The following is a 15,197-nucleotide window of genomic DNA, read 5'->3' on the forward strand; positions in this document are numbered from 1 at the left end:
GCACCACCGCGTGACCCCCGAACGAGCAGGAGCCGAACGATGTCCACCGACGAAGGCAGGATCCACAAACGGGTCGGCTGGGCGCCGTTGCGGCACTTCACCGGGCGCAGCGTCCTGGGCCTGCTCGCGGTGATCGCGGTCGGGCTCGGCTTCGGCCTGCTCCTGCTGCTGGTCCGGCTGCACTGGGGACCCCTGCAGAGCCTCGACCGGAGCGTGGCCGAGGGCCTGAACGGGCTGGTCGCGCCGCACCCGCCGGTGGTCACCGTGCTGAAGGCGCTGACCGACCTCGGCGGCCGGCCGGTGATGATGTGGCTGGTGTCGGTGGCCGTCGTGCTGCTGCTGATCCGCCGCCGGACCCGCCTGGCGGCGTACCTGGTCGTCACCGGCGTCGGTGCGCTGCTGCTCGATCCGTCCCTCAAGACGCTGGTCGGCCGGCTGCGCCCGGTCGTCGACGTGCCGGTGTCCGGGGCGCCGGGCAACAGCTTCCCGAGCGGGCACGCGCTGGGCTCGTTCGTCGCGTACGGCGCCCTGCTCCTGGTCTTCCTGCCCGCTGTGGCGCCGCGCTGGCGCAAGGCCGTGATCGCGCTGGTCGGGCTGATCATCGTGACCGTCGGCGTCACCCGCATCGCGCTCGGCGTGCACTTCCTGTCCGACGTGCTGGCCGGCTGGCTGCTCGGCGCGGCCTGGCTGGGCGTGACCGCGTACGCGTTCCGGCTCTGGCGCCGCGAGGTCGGCCAGCCCGTCCGCCCGCTGGAGGAGGGACTCGAGCCGGAGGCGGCCCACGACGTCACCCCGGCGCCCGACGAGGAGAAGCTGCTGCCGCACCCCTGGGCCAAGGCGGCCGAGCTGGTCGTCGGCTGGGTCTTCGTCTTCGGCGTGCTCTACCTGCTGGGCTGGGCCGTCACCAACCACACCGAGGGCACCTGGATCCGGTCCGCCGACGAGGGCTTCGTCCGCTGGCTGCAGACCTTCCGCACCCCGGCGCTGGACGACCTCAGCTACCTGTGGAGCAAGGCCGGCGACACCCACATGATTCTGCTGGTCTCGCTGGTGTTCTGCCCGCTGGTGCTGGCCCTGTGGCGGCGCTGGCGTCCGGTGCTGTTCGTGGTGCTGGCCATGTTCGGCGAGCTGAGCCTGTTCCTGACCACGGCCGCCGCGGTGGGCCGCCCCCGCCCGCCGGTCGAGCAGCTCGACGGGCAGATGCCCACCTCGTCCTTCCCGTCCGGGCACATCGCCGCCACCATGTGCCTCTACGCCGCCATCGCCATCCTGCTGGTGCCCCGGATCCGGGCCTGGTGGCGCTGGGTCTTCGTGGCTCTCGCGGTGATCATGCCGGCCGGCGTCGCGCTGTCCCGGATGTACCGCGGCATGCACCACCCGACCGACTTCCTCGGCGCCGGCGTGCTGGCCGCCTCCTGGCTGACCCTGCTCTACTTCGTGGTGCGGCCCAACACCGACGTGGCCGAGGGCAACCGGGCCGACGCCGGTGAGCTCACCGAACGCGACGCGCACCGCGACCTGACCGAGACGACGGTGCCCGCCGGCACGCCCGAGGCGGTGCGGTGACGGTCCGCTTTCTGACCTGGAACATCCGGACCGGGGGCAGCGGCGGCCGGCTGGACGCCGTGGTGAGCCTGCTGCGGCGGGAGAGCCCCGACATCCTGGCGTTGCAGGAGCTGCGGGGCTTCCCGGGCCGGCGGATGCGGGAGGTGGCCGGGGCGCTGGGCATGACGCCGTTCCTGGCCCGCTCGGTGTTCGGGCAGAGCGTCGCGGTGCTGGTCCGGCCGCCGCTGCGGATCGTCGACTGGTCCGGGGTCCGGTGGCGGCTGCACCACGCCGCCGCGGCGGTCCGGGTGCCGACCACCGCCGGTCAGCTCACGGTGGTCAGCACGCACCTCAACGCGCTCTCGCCGTACCGGCGGCTGCGCGAGGCCCGCTTCCTGGCCGCGCGGCACCGGCCCGGCAAGGGCCCTGTGCTGCTCGCCGGCGATCTCAACTCCCTGGACCCGGACACCGACCACACCGAGCGGCTGGCGGCCCTCAGCGGGCCGTACCGCCGCCGGCACACGACCCCGGACGGTACGGCGGACACCCGGGCCATCGCGGCCTTCACCGCCGCCGGTTTCGTGGACCTCTGGCCCAGGGCCGGGACGGGCGACGGCCACACGGTGCCCACCACCCGCGGTGGCGGCCACGAGTTCTCGGCCACCGGGATGCGGCTGGACTACCTGATGGCCGCTCCGCCGATCGCCGCCCGGGCCACGAACGCGCGGGTGCTGCGCGGCGCCGAGACCGAGTACGCCTCCGACCACTACCCGCTCGCCGTCGACCTGGAGCTATAGGTCCGCCACCACGCGGTCGCGGCCCTCGCGCTTGGCCACGTACAGGTTGCGGTCGGCCAGCGACAGCAGCGTCGACGGCGTCGCCCGGCCCTCCGGCGCGGTCGTGACACCGATGCTCGTGGTCACCGGCATCGTCCCGGTGACCGGCTCCCAGGCGTGCGCCCGGATCCGCAGCCGCAGCCGCTCGCAGCAGTCGGCCGCCTCCTCGGCGTCCAGGCCCGGCAGCACCAGCAGGAACTCCTCACCACCGATCCGCGCCGCGATCATCGGGCCGGTGACCGTGTCGGTCAGCAGCCGGGACACCTCCTGCAGCACGGTGTCGCCGGTGCTGTGCGACAGCGTGTCGTTGATCCGCTTGAAGTGGTCCAGGTCGAGGATCGCCAGCGACAACGGCGTACGCCGCGCGACGGCCTCGCTGAGCAGGGCGGGCAGCCGCTCGTTGACGTACCGGCGGTTCCACAGGCCGGTCAGCGCGTCTCGGTGGGCCATCTCCCGGAAGTGCTCGCTGGCCCGGCGCGCCTCGGTGGCCTCGAAGACCGCCTGCAGAGCCCGCGCCTGCGCGTCCCGCTGCCTCGAGTTCAGGGCGTTGGCCGCGGCGTAGAAGGCGCGGTGCTCGTCGTAGGCCTCCTGATACCGGCCGGTGGCGGCGAACAGGGCCGCCTGCTCCTCGCGGATCTGGGCCCGTACCCGGTCCAGGCCGCGCTCCTCGGCCAGCGCCACCGCCGCGTCCAGGGCCTCCTGGGCGGCCGAGTAGCGTCGGCTGAGCCGGCGCGCCTCGGCCAGGGTGAGCATGCAGACCGCCGGGGCGTCGCCCTCATGGCTGAGCAGCGCGGAGGTCGCGCCGTCGAGGATGACGTGCAGAGCCTCCTCGGCCGCGTCGTAGTTGCCGCTCATCATCTCGATCCGGGCGATCGTGTCGATCTCCAGCGCCCCGAAGTCCCGGCCGCTGCGTTCCCGGACCTCGTGCATGTGCCGGATGAGCTCACGGGCCCCGGGCTCGTCGCCGTTCTCGAAGGCCGTGTAGGCCATGTTGTTGAGGATGTTCATCGTCAGGTCGAGGTCGCCGATCTCCGTGGCGATGGCGAGCGCCTCGCGGAACCGGCGGTCACCCTCCTCGGTCGAGCCGCTCTCGTCCAGCGCCACGGCCAGCCGCATCAGGTGCAGCGCCCGGACGTTCTGCGGCTCGTCGTCGGTGAGGTTGGCGACGCACTGCACCGCGTGGCTGAGCCCCTCGGACAGGTCACCGATCTGCCGGTAGAACAGCGACAGCACCCGGTGCGCGCGGGCCAGCAGGAAGGGGTGGTCGTGCTGCTGGGCCCAGGCCAGCACCTGGTGCGCGCGCCGGCCACCCTGCTCGGACCGGCCCTCCCGGACCAGCGACATGGCGCGCAGCAGCCGCGCCCGCATGGCGAGATCCCCGGCACCGAGCTCGTCGGCCCGGCGCTCGATCAGCGCCGCCGGCGTCGCCAGCGAACGGAACTGGGACGGCGGACGGTCCTCGAGCTCCGCCAGGGTGGCCTCGAGCGTCGTCCGCTCGTCCACGGCCACGGCGCCGGCTGTCTCTGCCGCCTCCGTCGTCACCCGCGTTCCCGCTTTCCCCGTTGAGTCCCCGGTGGGTCCTCGGCAACCGTTGCGATCGGACGCGCGCGGTGATTGCTGAGGTGTTGCCGGGTTGCAAGTCGGTCACTACCGCTTCGTGCACACCGCCTCGGAGGCCGCGACCTGGTCGACGGTATAGACGACGGCCACGGAGAAGCAGTAGTTGTTCTGCCGGTTGAGCCCGTACACGACGTAGTCGGTGGTGCCGGCGGGCAGCTGCTGGAACGCCCGCTGCTCCTGCCCGGTCCGGCCGCCGGAGATCAGCACCGGCCCCTCGGAACCCTTCGGATACCGCCAGGTCAGCGCGACGCTGTCCCGGTTGTCCTGCAACGTCACCCGGGTGGGGGCGACGGCGGCGTTGCTCGGCCGGGCCGAGGCGGAAGCGGCCGGTGGGGCCGCGGAGACCGGTGCCGAGGCGGTCGGGCCGGCTGCCGGCCGGGCGTCCTCGCGGGGCCAGGTCGCGACGACGACCGCGGCCGCGGCCGCGATGCCGGCCACGAGCACGACGGCGAGGACGAGGGGCTGCCGGTTCCGCTTCTCCACCGGTACGGGCAGACGACGGTCGGTCCCCGGCGCGGAGGGCTCGTCCACCGGGAGCCGCGGGCCGGGCGGGTAGGTGTCGGGCGGGTACGCCGACGGTGGGAACGAGTCGGGTGGCCAGGGTCCGGGCGGCTCCCCGGCCCAGCCCTGCGGCGGCTGCTCGATCGGCTGGTCGACCGGCGTCCCGGCCGGCCTTTCGACCGGCCGGTGGGTCGGCGGGGCCGGTGCGGCCATGGCCATGTGCGGCCGGGGTGCCGCTTCGGGCCAGGACTGCTGCGCCTGGGCCGGGATCGGCGGGGGCGGCGTCACCCAGGCGCCCGGTGCGGCCGCGGCGGGCGCTTCGTCCTGAGGCTGGGCGGCGTCGGGGCGCCGAGGGGTGAAACCGTGCGCCTGCGGCGGCGGTGTCACTTCGAGCCGCGGCGGATCGGCCTCGGCCGCGGTCTCAGCCCAAGGGGTGCGTCCCGCCCAGGGGGCCGGGTCGCCCGCCTCCGCCGGCGTCGCTGTGTCAATCGGCGGCACGGCCGCGGCTGAGGGGGCCGGCTCATCGGGGTGGACGCTCTCGGACAGCACGACGGTCTCGTCGGGGTGGACGTTGTCGGCCTGGTGGGTGGTCTCGGTCGGCGGGGCGTTGTCGGCCTGGTGGGTGGTCTCGGTCGGCGGGGCGTTGTCGGCCTGGTGGGTGGTCTCGGCCGGTGGGGCGTTGTCGGCCTGGTGGGTGGTCTCGGCCGGTGGGGCGTTGTCGGCCTGATGGGCGCTCTCGGCCCGCAAAGCGCTTTCGCCTGCCAGAACGCTCGCGGGCGGCAGAGCAGCGTCGGCCGGCGGGATGGCCTCGGCCGGTGGGGCGGTCTGGGGCGGTGTGGCGGTCTGGGGCGGTGTGGCGGTCTGGGGCGGTGTGGCGGTCTGGGGCGGTGTGGCGGTCTGGGGCGGTGGGGCGGTCTGGGGCGGTGTGGCGGTCTGGGGCGGTGGGGCGGTGTCGACCGGCGGGGCGGGCTGAGGCGGTGGGGTCGGCTCCGGTGGTGGGGTCGGGGAAAGCAGGGGGAGGGGGACCGATGGCTCGGGGCGGGCGTGGCGGCCGGTCGGGTCGCCCGGTGCCGGGGGCTCCTGGCGTACCGGATGGACCTCTGAGGTTTTCGCCGGCACGCGGGTGACGCCCGCAGCCGGGCCGTCCGGCGCCGGGCCCGTCGAGCGCTGCACCTGGCCGCAGGTGTGCCGGCCCGAGGGCTGCGCCCCGGCCAGGCGGGCGACCTGCCGGCCCAGCGGATGGTCCGGCGGCAGGTAGCGGGCGCACAGCTCCTGGGCCCGGCTGAAGTGCTGTTGCGCGTCGCGTTCGTGGCCGCACTCGCGTTCCATCGCCGCCAGCCGGGCCAGCATCTTGATGCCGGCCGGGGCGTCCTCGCCGTGGGTCTGGTTGTGCCGGGCCCAGGCGTCGGCGAGCCTGTTCCGCGCGGCCGTGCACTGCCCGGCGGCGTGCTCGGCGGTGGCCAGGTCGGCCTCGGCGGCGAGCACCCGCGCGGACAGGTGGCCGTCCACAGCGGCCAGTTCGGCGACCAGGTCGTGGTAGAGCTGGGCCGCCCGGCCGTGGTTGCCCACCCGGTGCAGCACCGCCGCGTGGGTCGCCGCCGCCGCGATCGTGCGCTCGTCGTGCGGGCCGTGCAGGCGTTCCTCGGCGGCGTGGGCGAAGCCGGCCCAGGTGCGGGCGGCGTGCGGGTCGCCGAGGGCGATCAGGATCCGGGCCTGCAGGGCCGCGGCTAGCGCCAGGTCGGGGGAAGCGCGCTGCGGGTCGGCGTCGGCCGGGTCCAGCGCGTCGGCGAGCACGTCCCTGGCCCCGGCGAGGTCGCCCGCGGAGGTGAGGATCTGGGCCTGGGCGGTGAGGTCGGCGAGCGGAGGGGCCACGTGCCTCATAGTGTCTGCTCGGACACCCTCGGTACAAGACCCGGCTTGCGGTGACCCGGCCCGCCGCGCTCGGACGCGACGCCGTATAACGAGGTCATGACCGCCGACAGCGTCGCCGACGTCAAGCGTGAGATCCTCGTCCGCCACCTCGAGGCGTGGGCGCCCGCCGCGTTGCACCGGGCCCGCCGCGCCACCTATGTGCACGGGTACGCCGATGCCGGGCCCGAGCTGGCGCAGGCCGCGCTGCGGGTCTTCGTGGACCAGTCCGACCTGGTCCGGGGGCGGGAGCTGACGATGCTCGCGCTGGGCGAGGAGGTCGGCCAGGTGGGTGCGCGGCTCTCCGCGATCCAGCAGGAGGCCGGCGCGGGTGCGGGGCTGACCGTGCAGGCTGTGTCCGGCGGCACGGACGCGCGGCTGGCGGTGGCGTTGAAGGCGGTCGGGGCTGGTCGCGTACCGCTGCTGGCTTTTCTGGATGCGACCGCCGCGGGCGGGCCGCCGCTGCCGGCGACCGTCGCGGCCCTGACCGCGGGCAAGCCCGCGGAGGCGGTGATCGTGGTCCCGGCGCCGGGGTTCGTGGCCGACGACTACCGCGCCGAGCTGCGGGCGGCCGGTTTCCCGCTGGTGGCGGCGGTGGAGCTGGCGACCGGGGACGAGCCCGGGCAGGTGCTGGTGTTCGCCACCCAGTCGGGCAAGAACCTCGAGGGCTTCAAGGACGCGCTCTGGGCGGTCGACGAGTATGCCGGGGTGCGTTACCGCGACCCCGGCGATCCGGAGCGCCACCTCATCGACATCTCGCTCAGCCCGCATCCCGGGCCGCTGCGCCGTGAGCTGCTGGCGCATCTCGCCGCGGAGGGCGAGGCGACGGTGACCGACCTGCGGACCTTCGCGCTCACCGAGACCGTCTACCGGGCCGCGGACGCGACCCGGGTGCTGCAGGCGCTGCTGACCGCCGGGTCGGTGACCCGGCGGCCGGAGCACGGCAGGCTCGGCGGCGACGTGGTGATCGCCGCGGCGTGAGCTGTCAGTGACGGACTAGGACTTGTCCTGCTTCCACGACAGCGGGCCGGGCAGGTCCACGCGGTGCGCCTTGGCCTTGGAGTTCCAGGACCAGCGGCCGATCTTGATGGACCAGGACGAGAATCCCCGCTGCGTGAAGTTCAGGATGAACGGCCCGAACTTCTTGCGACTGCGGTATTGAATGCCCATCGGGGGAGTCCTTCCGTGGAGAGCCAGGTGGCCGGAAGATTCCCGATCGTGGATTTTCGCAAACCCCTCAGCGGGGCTGCCAGGCGTCGGGCCTGGTGGTCAGCTTGCGGACGTGCGCCGGCATCCGGCCGCTGATCAGCTCGGCCAGGCTCACCTCGTCGACCACCTCGCGGACCGCGGAGCGTACGGCGACCCAGAGGTTGGGCAGGTTCTCCGCCGCCCCCGAATACTGGGTCTCCTCCGGGCGCAAGCCCCGGACCCCCGCGAGTGGACCGTCCACAGCCCGCAGAATCTGACCGATCGTCACGTCCCGGGGACTCTGTGACAGGGTGTAGCCACCTTCGGCACCGCGCTGAGCTCTGACCACCCCGGCGCGGCGCAGGTCGGCCAGCACTGCCTCGAGGAACTTCCGGGGCATGTTCTGGTCCTGGGCAATGGCCTGGGCGGACATCAGGGCCGGGTAGGCGTGGGCCAAGCTCAGCGCCGCCCGTACCGCGTAGTCGCCGCGCGCGGAGATCTGCACCTCTCCATCATGCCGCGTCGAAGCCCGCGACCCTCGCGCACCCCGGGAATAATGGGAATTCGGGCATCACACTCAGTCAGCGGCCAGTCGCTGGGCCGGGACCCGGGCCCCGATGTCGGCCACGTCGTCGGCCACCTGGGTCGGCATCGCCGCTGCCGCGCCGGCCCGGAAGGCGCCCGGGCTCAGGCCCGCCTCGCGGTGGAAGAACCGCCCGAAATTGGTCGGCTCGCCGAAGCCGAGCCGGCGGCCGATCTCCGCCACCGACAGCTCGGTGCAGGCCAGCAGCCGGCGCGCCTCCAGCGCGACCCGGTCGTCGACGACCTGCTTCGCGGTGCGGCCGGTGACCGCCAGGCAGGCCCGGGTCAGCGTACGCACCGAGCAGCCGAGCGAAGCGGCGTAGTCCTCGACCCGCCGGCTGTGCGGATGGCCGTCCTCCAGCTCGCGGCGGAACCTCGCGAACGTACGGCTCTCGGCGCTCGTGGTCCCCGCGCGCCGGTCGTCGCCACTGGTCAGCAGGGCGATACGCAGCAGCAGGACGGCGAGCTGATGACGCAACAGCGCGGCCGCGACCGGCCCGGAGGTGTGCCGGGCGCAGTCGACGCCCAGCTGCGCGACCTCGGTGATCACCGCGTCCTCGTCCTCGCCGGCCAGCTGCCAGCGGTTCGGCCCGGGCAGATCATCCACCGGTACGCCGGTGACGTCGGCGGCCGAGAGCAGTTCCCGGTCCCAGGAGACCAGGGAGGCGTCCAGTCCCGGCTCGATACCGAAGCGCAGCGCCTGGCCGGGCCGGATCCAGAGCAGGGTGCCGGGCCGGCAGCGCTGCAGGACGAAGTCGATCTCCACGGTGCCGTGCCCGGCGGTGGTCAGCGCGAGCAGGTGGTACGGCAACCGGCGCGGTGCCGGGCGCGGCGTCGCCAGGTCGGTCTCGGGCAGCGTGCACGTGCCCACGCCCGCCCAGTTCGGGGCGGGTGCCGACCTGCTCGGACGCGCGGTGGAGGTGACCATCGAGCCGACCGTATCGGGCCGTGACCAGGGATGCACGTGAGAGTGCCGACCGAGCCTGATATCGGTCTCCCGGGGCAGAAATCAAGGGCCAAATCGGACATTAAGTACGGTCGGTCGTGCTATTCGCTTTGTGCCCGGGATTCGGCGACAATCCGCCGACTGTCCGTTTCCCGGACCCGGGCGGCAAAAAGGCGACCCGCGCGGACCGGCAGTGTCCGCGCGGGTCGCCCCGGTAATTCCTGTCGCTATCGACCGGCGAGCAGCCGGTTGACCGCGGCGTCCACGTCCAGGTGATCGGACTCCCGGCCCCGCGGCACCACCACATAGGTGCGCCGCAGGAACCGGACCAGGACACTGCGCGGCACTTCGAACAATGCGTTGCCGTCTGGCGACGACAGCGCGAGAGCCACGAAGTCGCCCCGCGGCGTGGCCCACGGCCACACCCGGACGTCCCCGATACCCGCCGGCTCATCGAGCCCGGTCACGAGCAGTTCCCGCGCGAAGGACCAGCTAACGGCTTCCCCACCGGCTGATTCCGCGTGGAACAACACGTGCACGGCATACGGGTCGGCTGGGTCGTACCGCAGACTGGCGCGCACGGGCAGAGCCGTGGCATCTGGCGCTACGAGCCGCAGCGAGGTTTCGACCTCGACGGTCGTTGGACGAATGGTACTCATGGACGAACTCCCCCCGGCACCGCTGCGAGGCTGGTGAACCCCGCGTTTCCCATACTCAGGTGATCCCTGTCATTACGCTCCGCCATACGCTGATCTCACCCAGTAGTGGGAAGGCGCTTCCGATAAGCTCTCCGGAGGGAGCGTTAAACGGTATCTTGACCTGTTCTGCCCATGTACTCGGTTTCGCCCGGCGTCGGGTGGCCCAGCAGTTGACTCACTCCGGTAACGTCCATTCCTCCCGGGTAGTGACGGGGGCGGGGAACACTGGGGGATGAAATGACCGGGAGCCCGCGATCTTTGCCGCGAAAGTGAACGAGATGTCCCAATCGGAACCCCTGACCGAATCCCCACCCGAGGAACACTCACCTCCGGGGGTCCTGGACCGGATCCGCGCCAACCCCACCGGCCGGCTGGCCCTGAAGATCGGCGTCGGCGTCCTGGGCACCGTCGTGGTGGCGGTCGGCATCGTGCTGATCCCGTTCCCCGGACCCGGCTGGGCCATCGTGATCCTCGGCCTGGCGATCCTGGCCGTCGAGTTCGCCTGGGCGCGCCGACTCCTGCACTTCACCAAGAAGCACGTCCAGGCCTGGACCCACTGGGTGCTGAGACAGTCCCTGCCGATGCGCGCCCTGATCGGCCTGGCCGGCTTCATCTTCATCTCGGCCGTGGTCTGGCTGTCGGTCAAGCTCACCATGGGCATCGACCTGGCCGCGGTGATCTGGAAGTTCGTCACCGGAGGCTGACGCGCCGGGACCCTGGTTCGCGCACGCGGCCCGGGTTCCGGTACAGTCTGACTCCGTTGAGGGCGATTAGCTCAGCGGGAGAGCGCTCCGTTCACACCGGAGAGGTCACTGGTTCGATCCCAGTATCGCCCACGAGTTCCAGGTGCCTCCTGTCCGCGGAAAGCGCGGACCGGGGGCACTCGTCATTTCTGCTCCGGGGGCCGAGCCCCCGGACGCCCCCCCCCGCGGTGCGGTGGGCGCCCTTTGTGCCTCGGGTGCGGCGGGGTGGTTGCCGGGGTTTGCGTTCGCTTCGCTGCGCCGTGCGGTGGGCGCTGTTTGTGCGTCGGGTGATTGACCAGGTATCCATGGACGTCGATGATGGGACGGCCTTCGTCGGCACTCGAGGCCACTCTTCTCGCGCTCCGCGTCGCCGATTCTCCATTGGGCATCGACCTGCAGGGACCACATCTCCGCCAGGCGAGGAGCATCATGACCAACGAGGGGCCGGGCGCTACCGGTGACACAGTCGTCGACGCGGCGACGTGGAAGGCGCTTCCGGACGGCAACGCGATGCCGGCGCTGCGCCAGGGCTGGGCGAGCATCTCGGCGGACGGCGTCGTCGGCCGGCGGACCTGGACGGCCGTGCCGCTGGCGCTCGAATTCGTGGTGGGCCTTCAGTACGTGGTGGGTGATTAGCATGCCCGGATCAGAGAGCCTGCCTCCGGCCCAGTCGTGCCGCGTCATCGACTTCGAGCGGGCGGACACCGTCTCCCTCATGATCTATCCACCGCCGCCGCCCAGGCTCGTCGTCTCCGGGCAGAAGCCGTTCGCGAACATGGTGGTCTCGCTCAATCCGCTGCGCTATGTGCAGAAGCCCGAGTACTGGGGCATCGAGGTCGTCGGTTGCATGCCCCCGATCGGTCAGCCGGCGATCGTCCCGTACGTCGTCGAGCTCAACCTGGCCGGCTCCATCGGAACGCGAGGCATCGAAGTCATCGGGGCCGGCCACACCGAGCGGATCGAGCTGGCGGCCGCGGACGACGGCACGCCGCCCGAGACAGCGGTCGACGAGACAGCGCCTGACGCCGGCTGATACCTGAGCCCGCCGGCTGGTCCGGCCGGAGATGCCGGACTCGAGCGCGTCGATCCGGGACCCCCTATCGACGCGCGGGTCGCCGCCAGGCCTTCGAGCTGTGTCCACATCGTCATGGGCCGGCGGCTACCACGCCGGCAGTAGATCGCTGCCATCTGCGGCGCCCGCAGCAGCCGGGTACGCCGGTGACAGCAGCCTGAAGTGCGTCTTTCCGCGGGATGACCGGCGGTGTTCCCGGCGACATGATCGGGCGTGACCCGGTATCCGGGGCGGGACACATCGGAAGGACACTGTCGTGAAGCTGCTGAAATCGATCGCCGGGGCCGGGCTGTTCCTGGTGGTGGCTCTCGTCCCGGCCGCCCCGGCCGCGGCGCACCCGATCGCCGCTGACGTCACCACCATGAGCTCAGGGCGCCTCGGGGCGAGTGCGGGCGTCGTGCTCGGACTGGTGGGAGTGGTCATCGGCTGGCTGGCTCTCAGCCGTTCCGCCGGTCGCACCAGAGCTGTTGTCGCCATGGTGTCCGGACTGCTCGGTGCCGCGCTCGGCGGGCTCGTCATGGCCACATCAGACGGGGGTGTCGGCACCGGCAATGGACTCGGCGGGGCCATCGTGGCAGTGGCGGTGGGGCTGATCGCCGTTGTCCTCGGTGGGCTCGCGATGGTTCGCTCCCGCCGTACCGGTCGGTCGCGGTCGGGTTAGAACCCGGGCCCGCGGTCGCGGGCCGCGATGGCGTCCGCGATGAAAGCGCGGAAACCGGCGAACTGCTCAGCGGTCATCTTCCACCGGCGCCCGCCCATGATGTCGTCCTCGCCGTACGCCCGCCCCAGGCGCACCTTGAAGCCGTCACCGTTCGGGGTGGCGCTGATCCGCAGGTGCGCCACGTGCAGCCGCAGGCTCTCCTCCGTGCCGCTGTGGAAGATCTCCAGCACCCGGCCGTCCAGGACCATGATCTCGTTGTCGAGTGCGAACTCGGTCGCCATTGCACGCCACCCCGATGTCGGTCGCCGGCCCCGATGGCCGCCGACGCCACGCTGACCGTAGTGGTGCCCGGGCTCAGGGGAGACCGGCAGGTCCGTCGTTCCCCAGCATGGCTGCGCTGTTCGGCCGGCTGTTCACCCCGGTGCCCGTGCCACGGATGGTCTCCCGCCGCGCGCGCCGGGCGTCGCGGTGGATCTGCCCGGTGGCGCGGGCCGCGCGGCGCAGGAGCTGATCGCGCCCGCGACGGGCCCGGCGGCGCCGGATCACGAACGCCGCGAGCAGCAGAGCCGTACCGATGGCGATTCCGCCCGCGATGTAGCCGCTCACCAGCCCGACGGTAGACCCGGCCGGCAAACGTGAAGACGTGGCGGGCTTCACGTATTCAAGTAGCACGACTTACCCGCCCGCCGGGGCGCCACAGGGCAGAATAACCCCCGTAGCTCGGCCCCGGCTCCGGAAAAGCGGATGCCGGCCGCCGGGGACAGTGGCACCATCGTCGCTTTGCGCACGGCCCGCGCCCCGACGTGCCGCACGTTGACGCCGGCCGCACTGCCCGACACAACCTGGAGCTCTCCGTGACTGGTCAAGCCGCCGCGCCGCCCAACAGGCTGGACGCTGCCGTGCTGAAGATCGCCGGCGTGGTGGTCCTCGGTGCCATCATGTCGATCCTCGACATCACCGTCGTCAGTGTGGCGCTGCCGACCTTCCAGACCGAGTTCGACGCCACGTACGCCCAGGTCGCCTGGACCATGACCGGCTACACCCTGGCGCTGGCCACGGTGATCCCGCTCAGTGGCTGGGCGGCCGACCGGTTCGGCACCAAACGGCTGTACATGCTCGCGCTGCTGCTGTTCACGCTCGGCTCGGTGCTCTGTGCCACCGCCGACTCGATCGAGCAGCTCGTCGCGTACCGGGTGCTCCAGGGCCTCGGCGGCGGCATGCTCATGCCGCTCGGCATGACGATCATGACCCGGGCCGCCGGCCCGGAGCGTATCGGCCGGCTGATGGCCGTCCTCGGCATCCCGATGCTGCTCGGCCCGATCGGCGGCCCGATCCTGGGCGGCTGGCTGATCGAGGCGGCGAGCTGGCACTGGGTCTTCCTGATCAACCTGCCGATCGGCGCGATCGCGCTCGTCTACGCCTTCTTCGCGCTGCCCAAGGACAATGCCGAGTCGTCGGAGTCGTTCGACTTCGTCGGCATGCTGATGCTGTCGCCGGGTCTGGCTCTTTTCCTGTACGGCGTCTCGTCGCTGCCGGAGACCGGCACGATCACGGCCACCAAGGTCTGGACCACGATGCTGGTCGGCGCCCTGCTGGTGATCGGCTTCGTGCTGTACTCGTTCAAGCCGAAGCACCCGCTGCTCGACCTGCGGCTGTTCCGCAACCGCAACCTGACCGTCTCGTCGATCTCGCTGTTCGTGTTCATCATCGCGTTCATGGGCGCCGGCCTGCTGTTCCCGAGCTACTTCCTGCAGGTGCGGGGCGAGTCCACGCTGCACGCGGGCCTGCTGATGGCGCCGCAGGGCATCGGCGCGATGCTCACGATGCCGATCGCCGGCACTCTGGCCGACAAGATCCCGGTGGGCCGTACGGTGCCGTTCGCGATGGCCCTGATCGCCGCCGGTTTCTTCACCTTCACCCAGGTCGGCACGGACACGTCGTACTGGCTGCTGTGCGGCTCCCTGTTCGTGATGGGCCTCGGCATGGGCGGCACGATGATGCCGATCATGACGTCGGCGTTGCGCACGCTGACCAGCCAGGAAGTGGCGCGCGGCTCCACCCTGGTGAACATCCTCCAGCAGATCGGCGGCTCGATCGGCTCCGCGATCATGTCGGTGATCCTGACCAGCCGGCTCAACGGCTCGGAGCCGATCCCCGGCCTGAACAACCCGCGCACCGGCGAGCCGATCACCGAGGCGGGGGCGGCGATCGCCAGCCAGCACGGCCAGCCGATGCCGGTGGAACCGTCGGTCATCCAGCGCGGCCTGGAGTTCGTGGCCGACTCGTTCGCCACGACGTTCTGGGTGGGCTTCGGGCTGGTGCTGCTGACGTTCATCCCGATCGCCTTCCTGCCCCGCAAGCGTCAACCGGCACGGCTGGGCGGCGCGGCCGTGGACGGCGACGGCCACATCGACACGCCGGTGCTGATGCACTGAGACCGGGGTTGCGGCGGGCTGTGCTCAGCCCGCCGCTCCGCGGCCGTTGCCCGTCGGGCCGGCGAACGGCCGGATCTTGGGGTTGCTGGTTCGGGGCTGGGCTGCTGCGGGCGGCGATCAGTTGACTGACGGGCGCGGGCCCAGCGAGCTGGCCAGCTGGATCGCGGAAAACGCGCCGATGTAGCGGGGGCGTGGCCCGGGCCGGCTGCGGGTCCGTGGCAGCGCGGTGTGGAACGTCGGGCTCAGGTCAGCCGCTACGCGGCATCGCGCCCGTGCCTGTGGCCCACCCGCGGCGCGGTGGCCCACCGGCGGAGCCGGATCGGGCCCTTGCCTACGGGCAGCCGCAGAGCGGCGCCTCGTCTGCACCTGCGGCCAGCCGCCGAGCGGTATGGCACCTGGGTCTGGGGTCAGTCGCGGAGTGGCCTCGCGCTTGGACCTCCTGGCCCAGCCGCAGAGCGGCAT

Annotated in this window: 16 protein-coding genes and 1 tRNA gene; 9 read left to right on the forward strand and 8 right to left on the reverse strand. The window is 72.3% G+C overall.

All coding sequences use genetic code 11. The annotated features are described in order from the left end of the window. Window positions 1-39 precede the first annotated feature (39 nt). Both AB0C12_RS29365 and AB0C12_RS29370 read left to right on the forward strand, forming a co-directional pair. Entirely contained in the window at window positions 40-1,566 is a 1,527-nt protein-coding gene (locus AB0C12_RS29365; RefSeq protein WP_360553072.1) for a phosphatase PAP2 family protein, read from the forward strand. Next, entirely contained in the window at window positions 1,563-2,342 is a 780-nt protein-coding gene (locus tag AB0C12_RS29370) for an endonuclease/exonuclease/phosphatase family protein (protein WP_360553073.1), read from the forward strand. Before AB0C12_RS29365 ends, AB0C12_RS29370 begins: the two co-directional genes overlap by 4 nt. Here AB0C12_RS29370 and AB0C12_RS29375 read toward each other — a convergent pair. Beyond that, window positions 2,337-3,923: a GGDEF domain-containing protein gene (locus AB0C12_RS29375; RefSeq protein ID WP_360553074.1), complete on the reverse strand. Its 1,587-nt coding sequence runs from the start codon at window positions 3,921-3,923 to the stop codon at window positions 2,337-2,339. The two genes, AB0C12_RS29370 and AB0C12_RS29375, sit on opposite strands and share 6 nt — an antisense overlap. Window positions 3,924-4,028: 105 nt before the next feature. Then, on the reverse strand, window positions 4,029-6,374 hold the full coding sequence (locus AB0C12_RS29380) for a hypothetical protein (protein ID WP_360553075.1): 2,346 nt from the start codon (window positions 6,372-6,374) through the stop codon (window positions 4,029-4,031). A gap of 96 nt (window positions 6,375-6,470) precedes the next feature. On the opposite strand from AB0C12_RS29380, the gene AB0C12_RS29385 reads away from it, so the two are divergent. Beyond that, window positions 6,471-7,391, forward strand: a complete 921-nt coding sequence (locus AB0C12_RS29385; protein ID WP_360553076.1) for a hypothetical protein — start codon at window positions 6,471-6,473, stop codon at window positions 7,389-7,391. A gap of 15 nt (window positions 7,392-7,406) precedes the next feature. Here AB0C12_RS29385 and AB0C12_RS29390 read toward each other — a convergent pair whose 3' ends face one another. The 4 genes from AB0C12_RS29390 to AB0C12_RS29405 all read right to left on the reverse strand — a co-directional run bounded on the left by AB0C12_RS29390 (window position 7,407) and on the right by AB0C12_RS29405 (window position 9,785). Then, entirely contained in the window at window positions 7,407-7,580 is a 174-nt protein-coding gene (locus AB0C12_RS29390; RefSeq protein ID WP_212988815.1) for a DUF4236 domain-containing protein, read from the reverse strand. Window positions 7,581-7,647: 67 nt separating this feature from the next. Continuing rightward, window positions 7,648-8,103: an Rrf2 family transcriptional regulator gene (locus AB0C12_RS29395; protein ID WP_212988814.1), complete on the reverse strand. Its 456-nt coding sequence runs from the start codon at window positions 8,101-8,103 to the stop codon at window positions 7,648-7,650. A gap of 72 nt (window positions 8,104-8,175) precedes the next feature. After that, window positions 8,176-9,108, reverse strand: a complete 933-nt coding sequence (locus tag AB0C12_RS29400; protein ID WP_360553077.1) for an AraC family transcriptional regulator — start codon at window positions 9,106-9,108, stop codon at window positions 8,176-8,178. Between the two features lie 245 nt (window positions 9,109-9,353). After that, entirely contained in the window at window positions 9,354-9,785 is a 432-nt protein-coding gene (locus AB0C12_RS29405; RefSeq protein ID WP_014446635.1) for an SsgA family sporulation/cell division regulator, read from the reverse strand. 317 nt (window positions 9,786-10,102) lie between these two features. On the opposite strand from AB0C12_RS29405, the gene AB0C12_RS29410 reads away from it, so the two are divergent. The 5 genes from AB0C12_RS29410 (at window position 10,103) to AB0C12_RS29430 (ending at window position 12,300) form a co-directional block, all read left to right on the forward strand. Further along, window positions 10,103-10,528, forward strand: a complete 426-nt coding sequence (locus AB0C12_RS29410; protein ID WP_360553078.1) for a TIGR02611 family protein — start codon at window positions 10,103-10,105, stop codon at window positions 10,526-10,528. A 60-nt stretch (window positions 10,529-10,588) separates the two neighbouring features. Further along, window positions 10,589-10,660: transfer RNA gene (locus AB0C12_RS29415), tRNA-Val, on the forward strand. 336 nt (window positions 10,661-10,996) lie between these two features. Next, window positions 10,997-11,203: a hypothetical protein gene (locus AB0C12_RS29420; RefSeq protein WP_360553079.1), complete on the forward strand. Its 207-nt coding sequence runs from the start codon at window positions 10,997-10,999 to the stop codon at window positions 11,201-11,203. 1 nt (window position 11,204) lies between these two features. Beyond that, window positions 11,205-11,600 (forward strand): hypothetical protein, encoded by a 396-nt coding sequence (locus tag AB0C12_RS29425; protein ID WP_360553080.1) that lies wholly within the window; start codon window positions 11,205-11,207, stop codon window positions 11,598-11,600. A gap of 295 nt (window positions 11,601-11,895) precedes the next feature. Continuing rightward, window positions 11,896-12,300 (forward strand): DUF6223 family protein, encoded by a 405-nt coding sequence (locus AB0C12_RS29430; protein WP_360553081.1) that lies wholly within the window; start codon window positions 11,896-11,898, stop codon window positions 12,298-12,300. Here the strand turns inward: AB0C12_RS29430 and AB0C12_RS29435 are convergent. Then, window positions 12,297-12,581: a hypothetical protein gene (locus AB0C12_RS29435; protein WP_360553082.1), complete on the reverse strand. Its 285-nt coding sequence runs from the start codon at window positions 12,579-12,581 to the stop codon at window positions 12,297-12,299. The genes AB0C12_RS29430 and AB0C12_RS29435 overlap by 4 nt on opposite strands. Before the next feature lie 73 nt (window positions 12,582-12,654). After that, window positions 12,655-12,906 carry a hypothetical protein gene (locus AB0C12_RS29440; RefSeq protein ID WP_360553083.1) on the reverse strand — a complete coding sequence of 84 codons (252 nt, stop codon included), beginning with the start codon at window positions 12,904-12,906 and terminating at the stop codon, window positions 12,655-12,657. A gap of 248 nt (window positions 12,907-13,154) precedes the next feature. Here AB0C12_RS29440 and AB0C12_RS29445 point away from each other — a divergent pair, with 248 nt between their 5' ends. Then, complete coding sequence (locus tag AB0C12_RS29445) at window positions 13,155-14,735, forward strand: DHA2 family efflux MFS transporter permease subunit (protein ID WP_360553084.1); 1,581 nt, start codon at window positions 13,155-13,157, stop codon at window positions 14,733-14,735. The last annotated feature ends 462 nt before the right edge of the window (window positions 14,736-15,197 follow it).

The sequence above is a fragment of the Actinoplanes sp. NPDC048967 genome (assembly GCF_040649415.1).
In the GTDB taxonomy this organism is placed as follows: domain Bacteria; phylum Actinomycetota; class Actinomycetes; order Mycobacteriales; family Micromonosporaceae; genus Actinoplanes.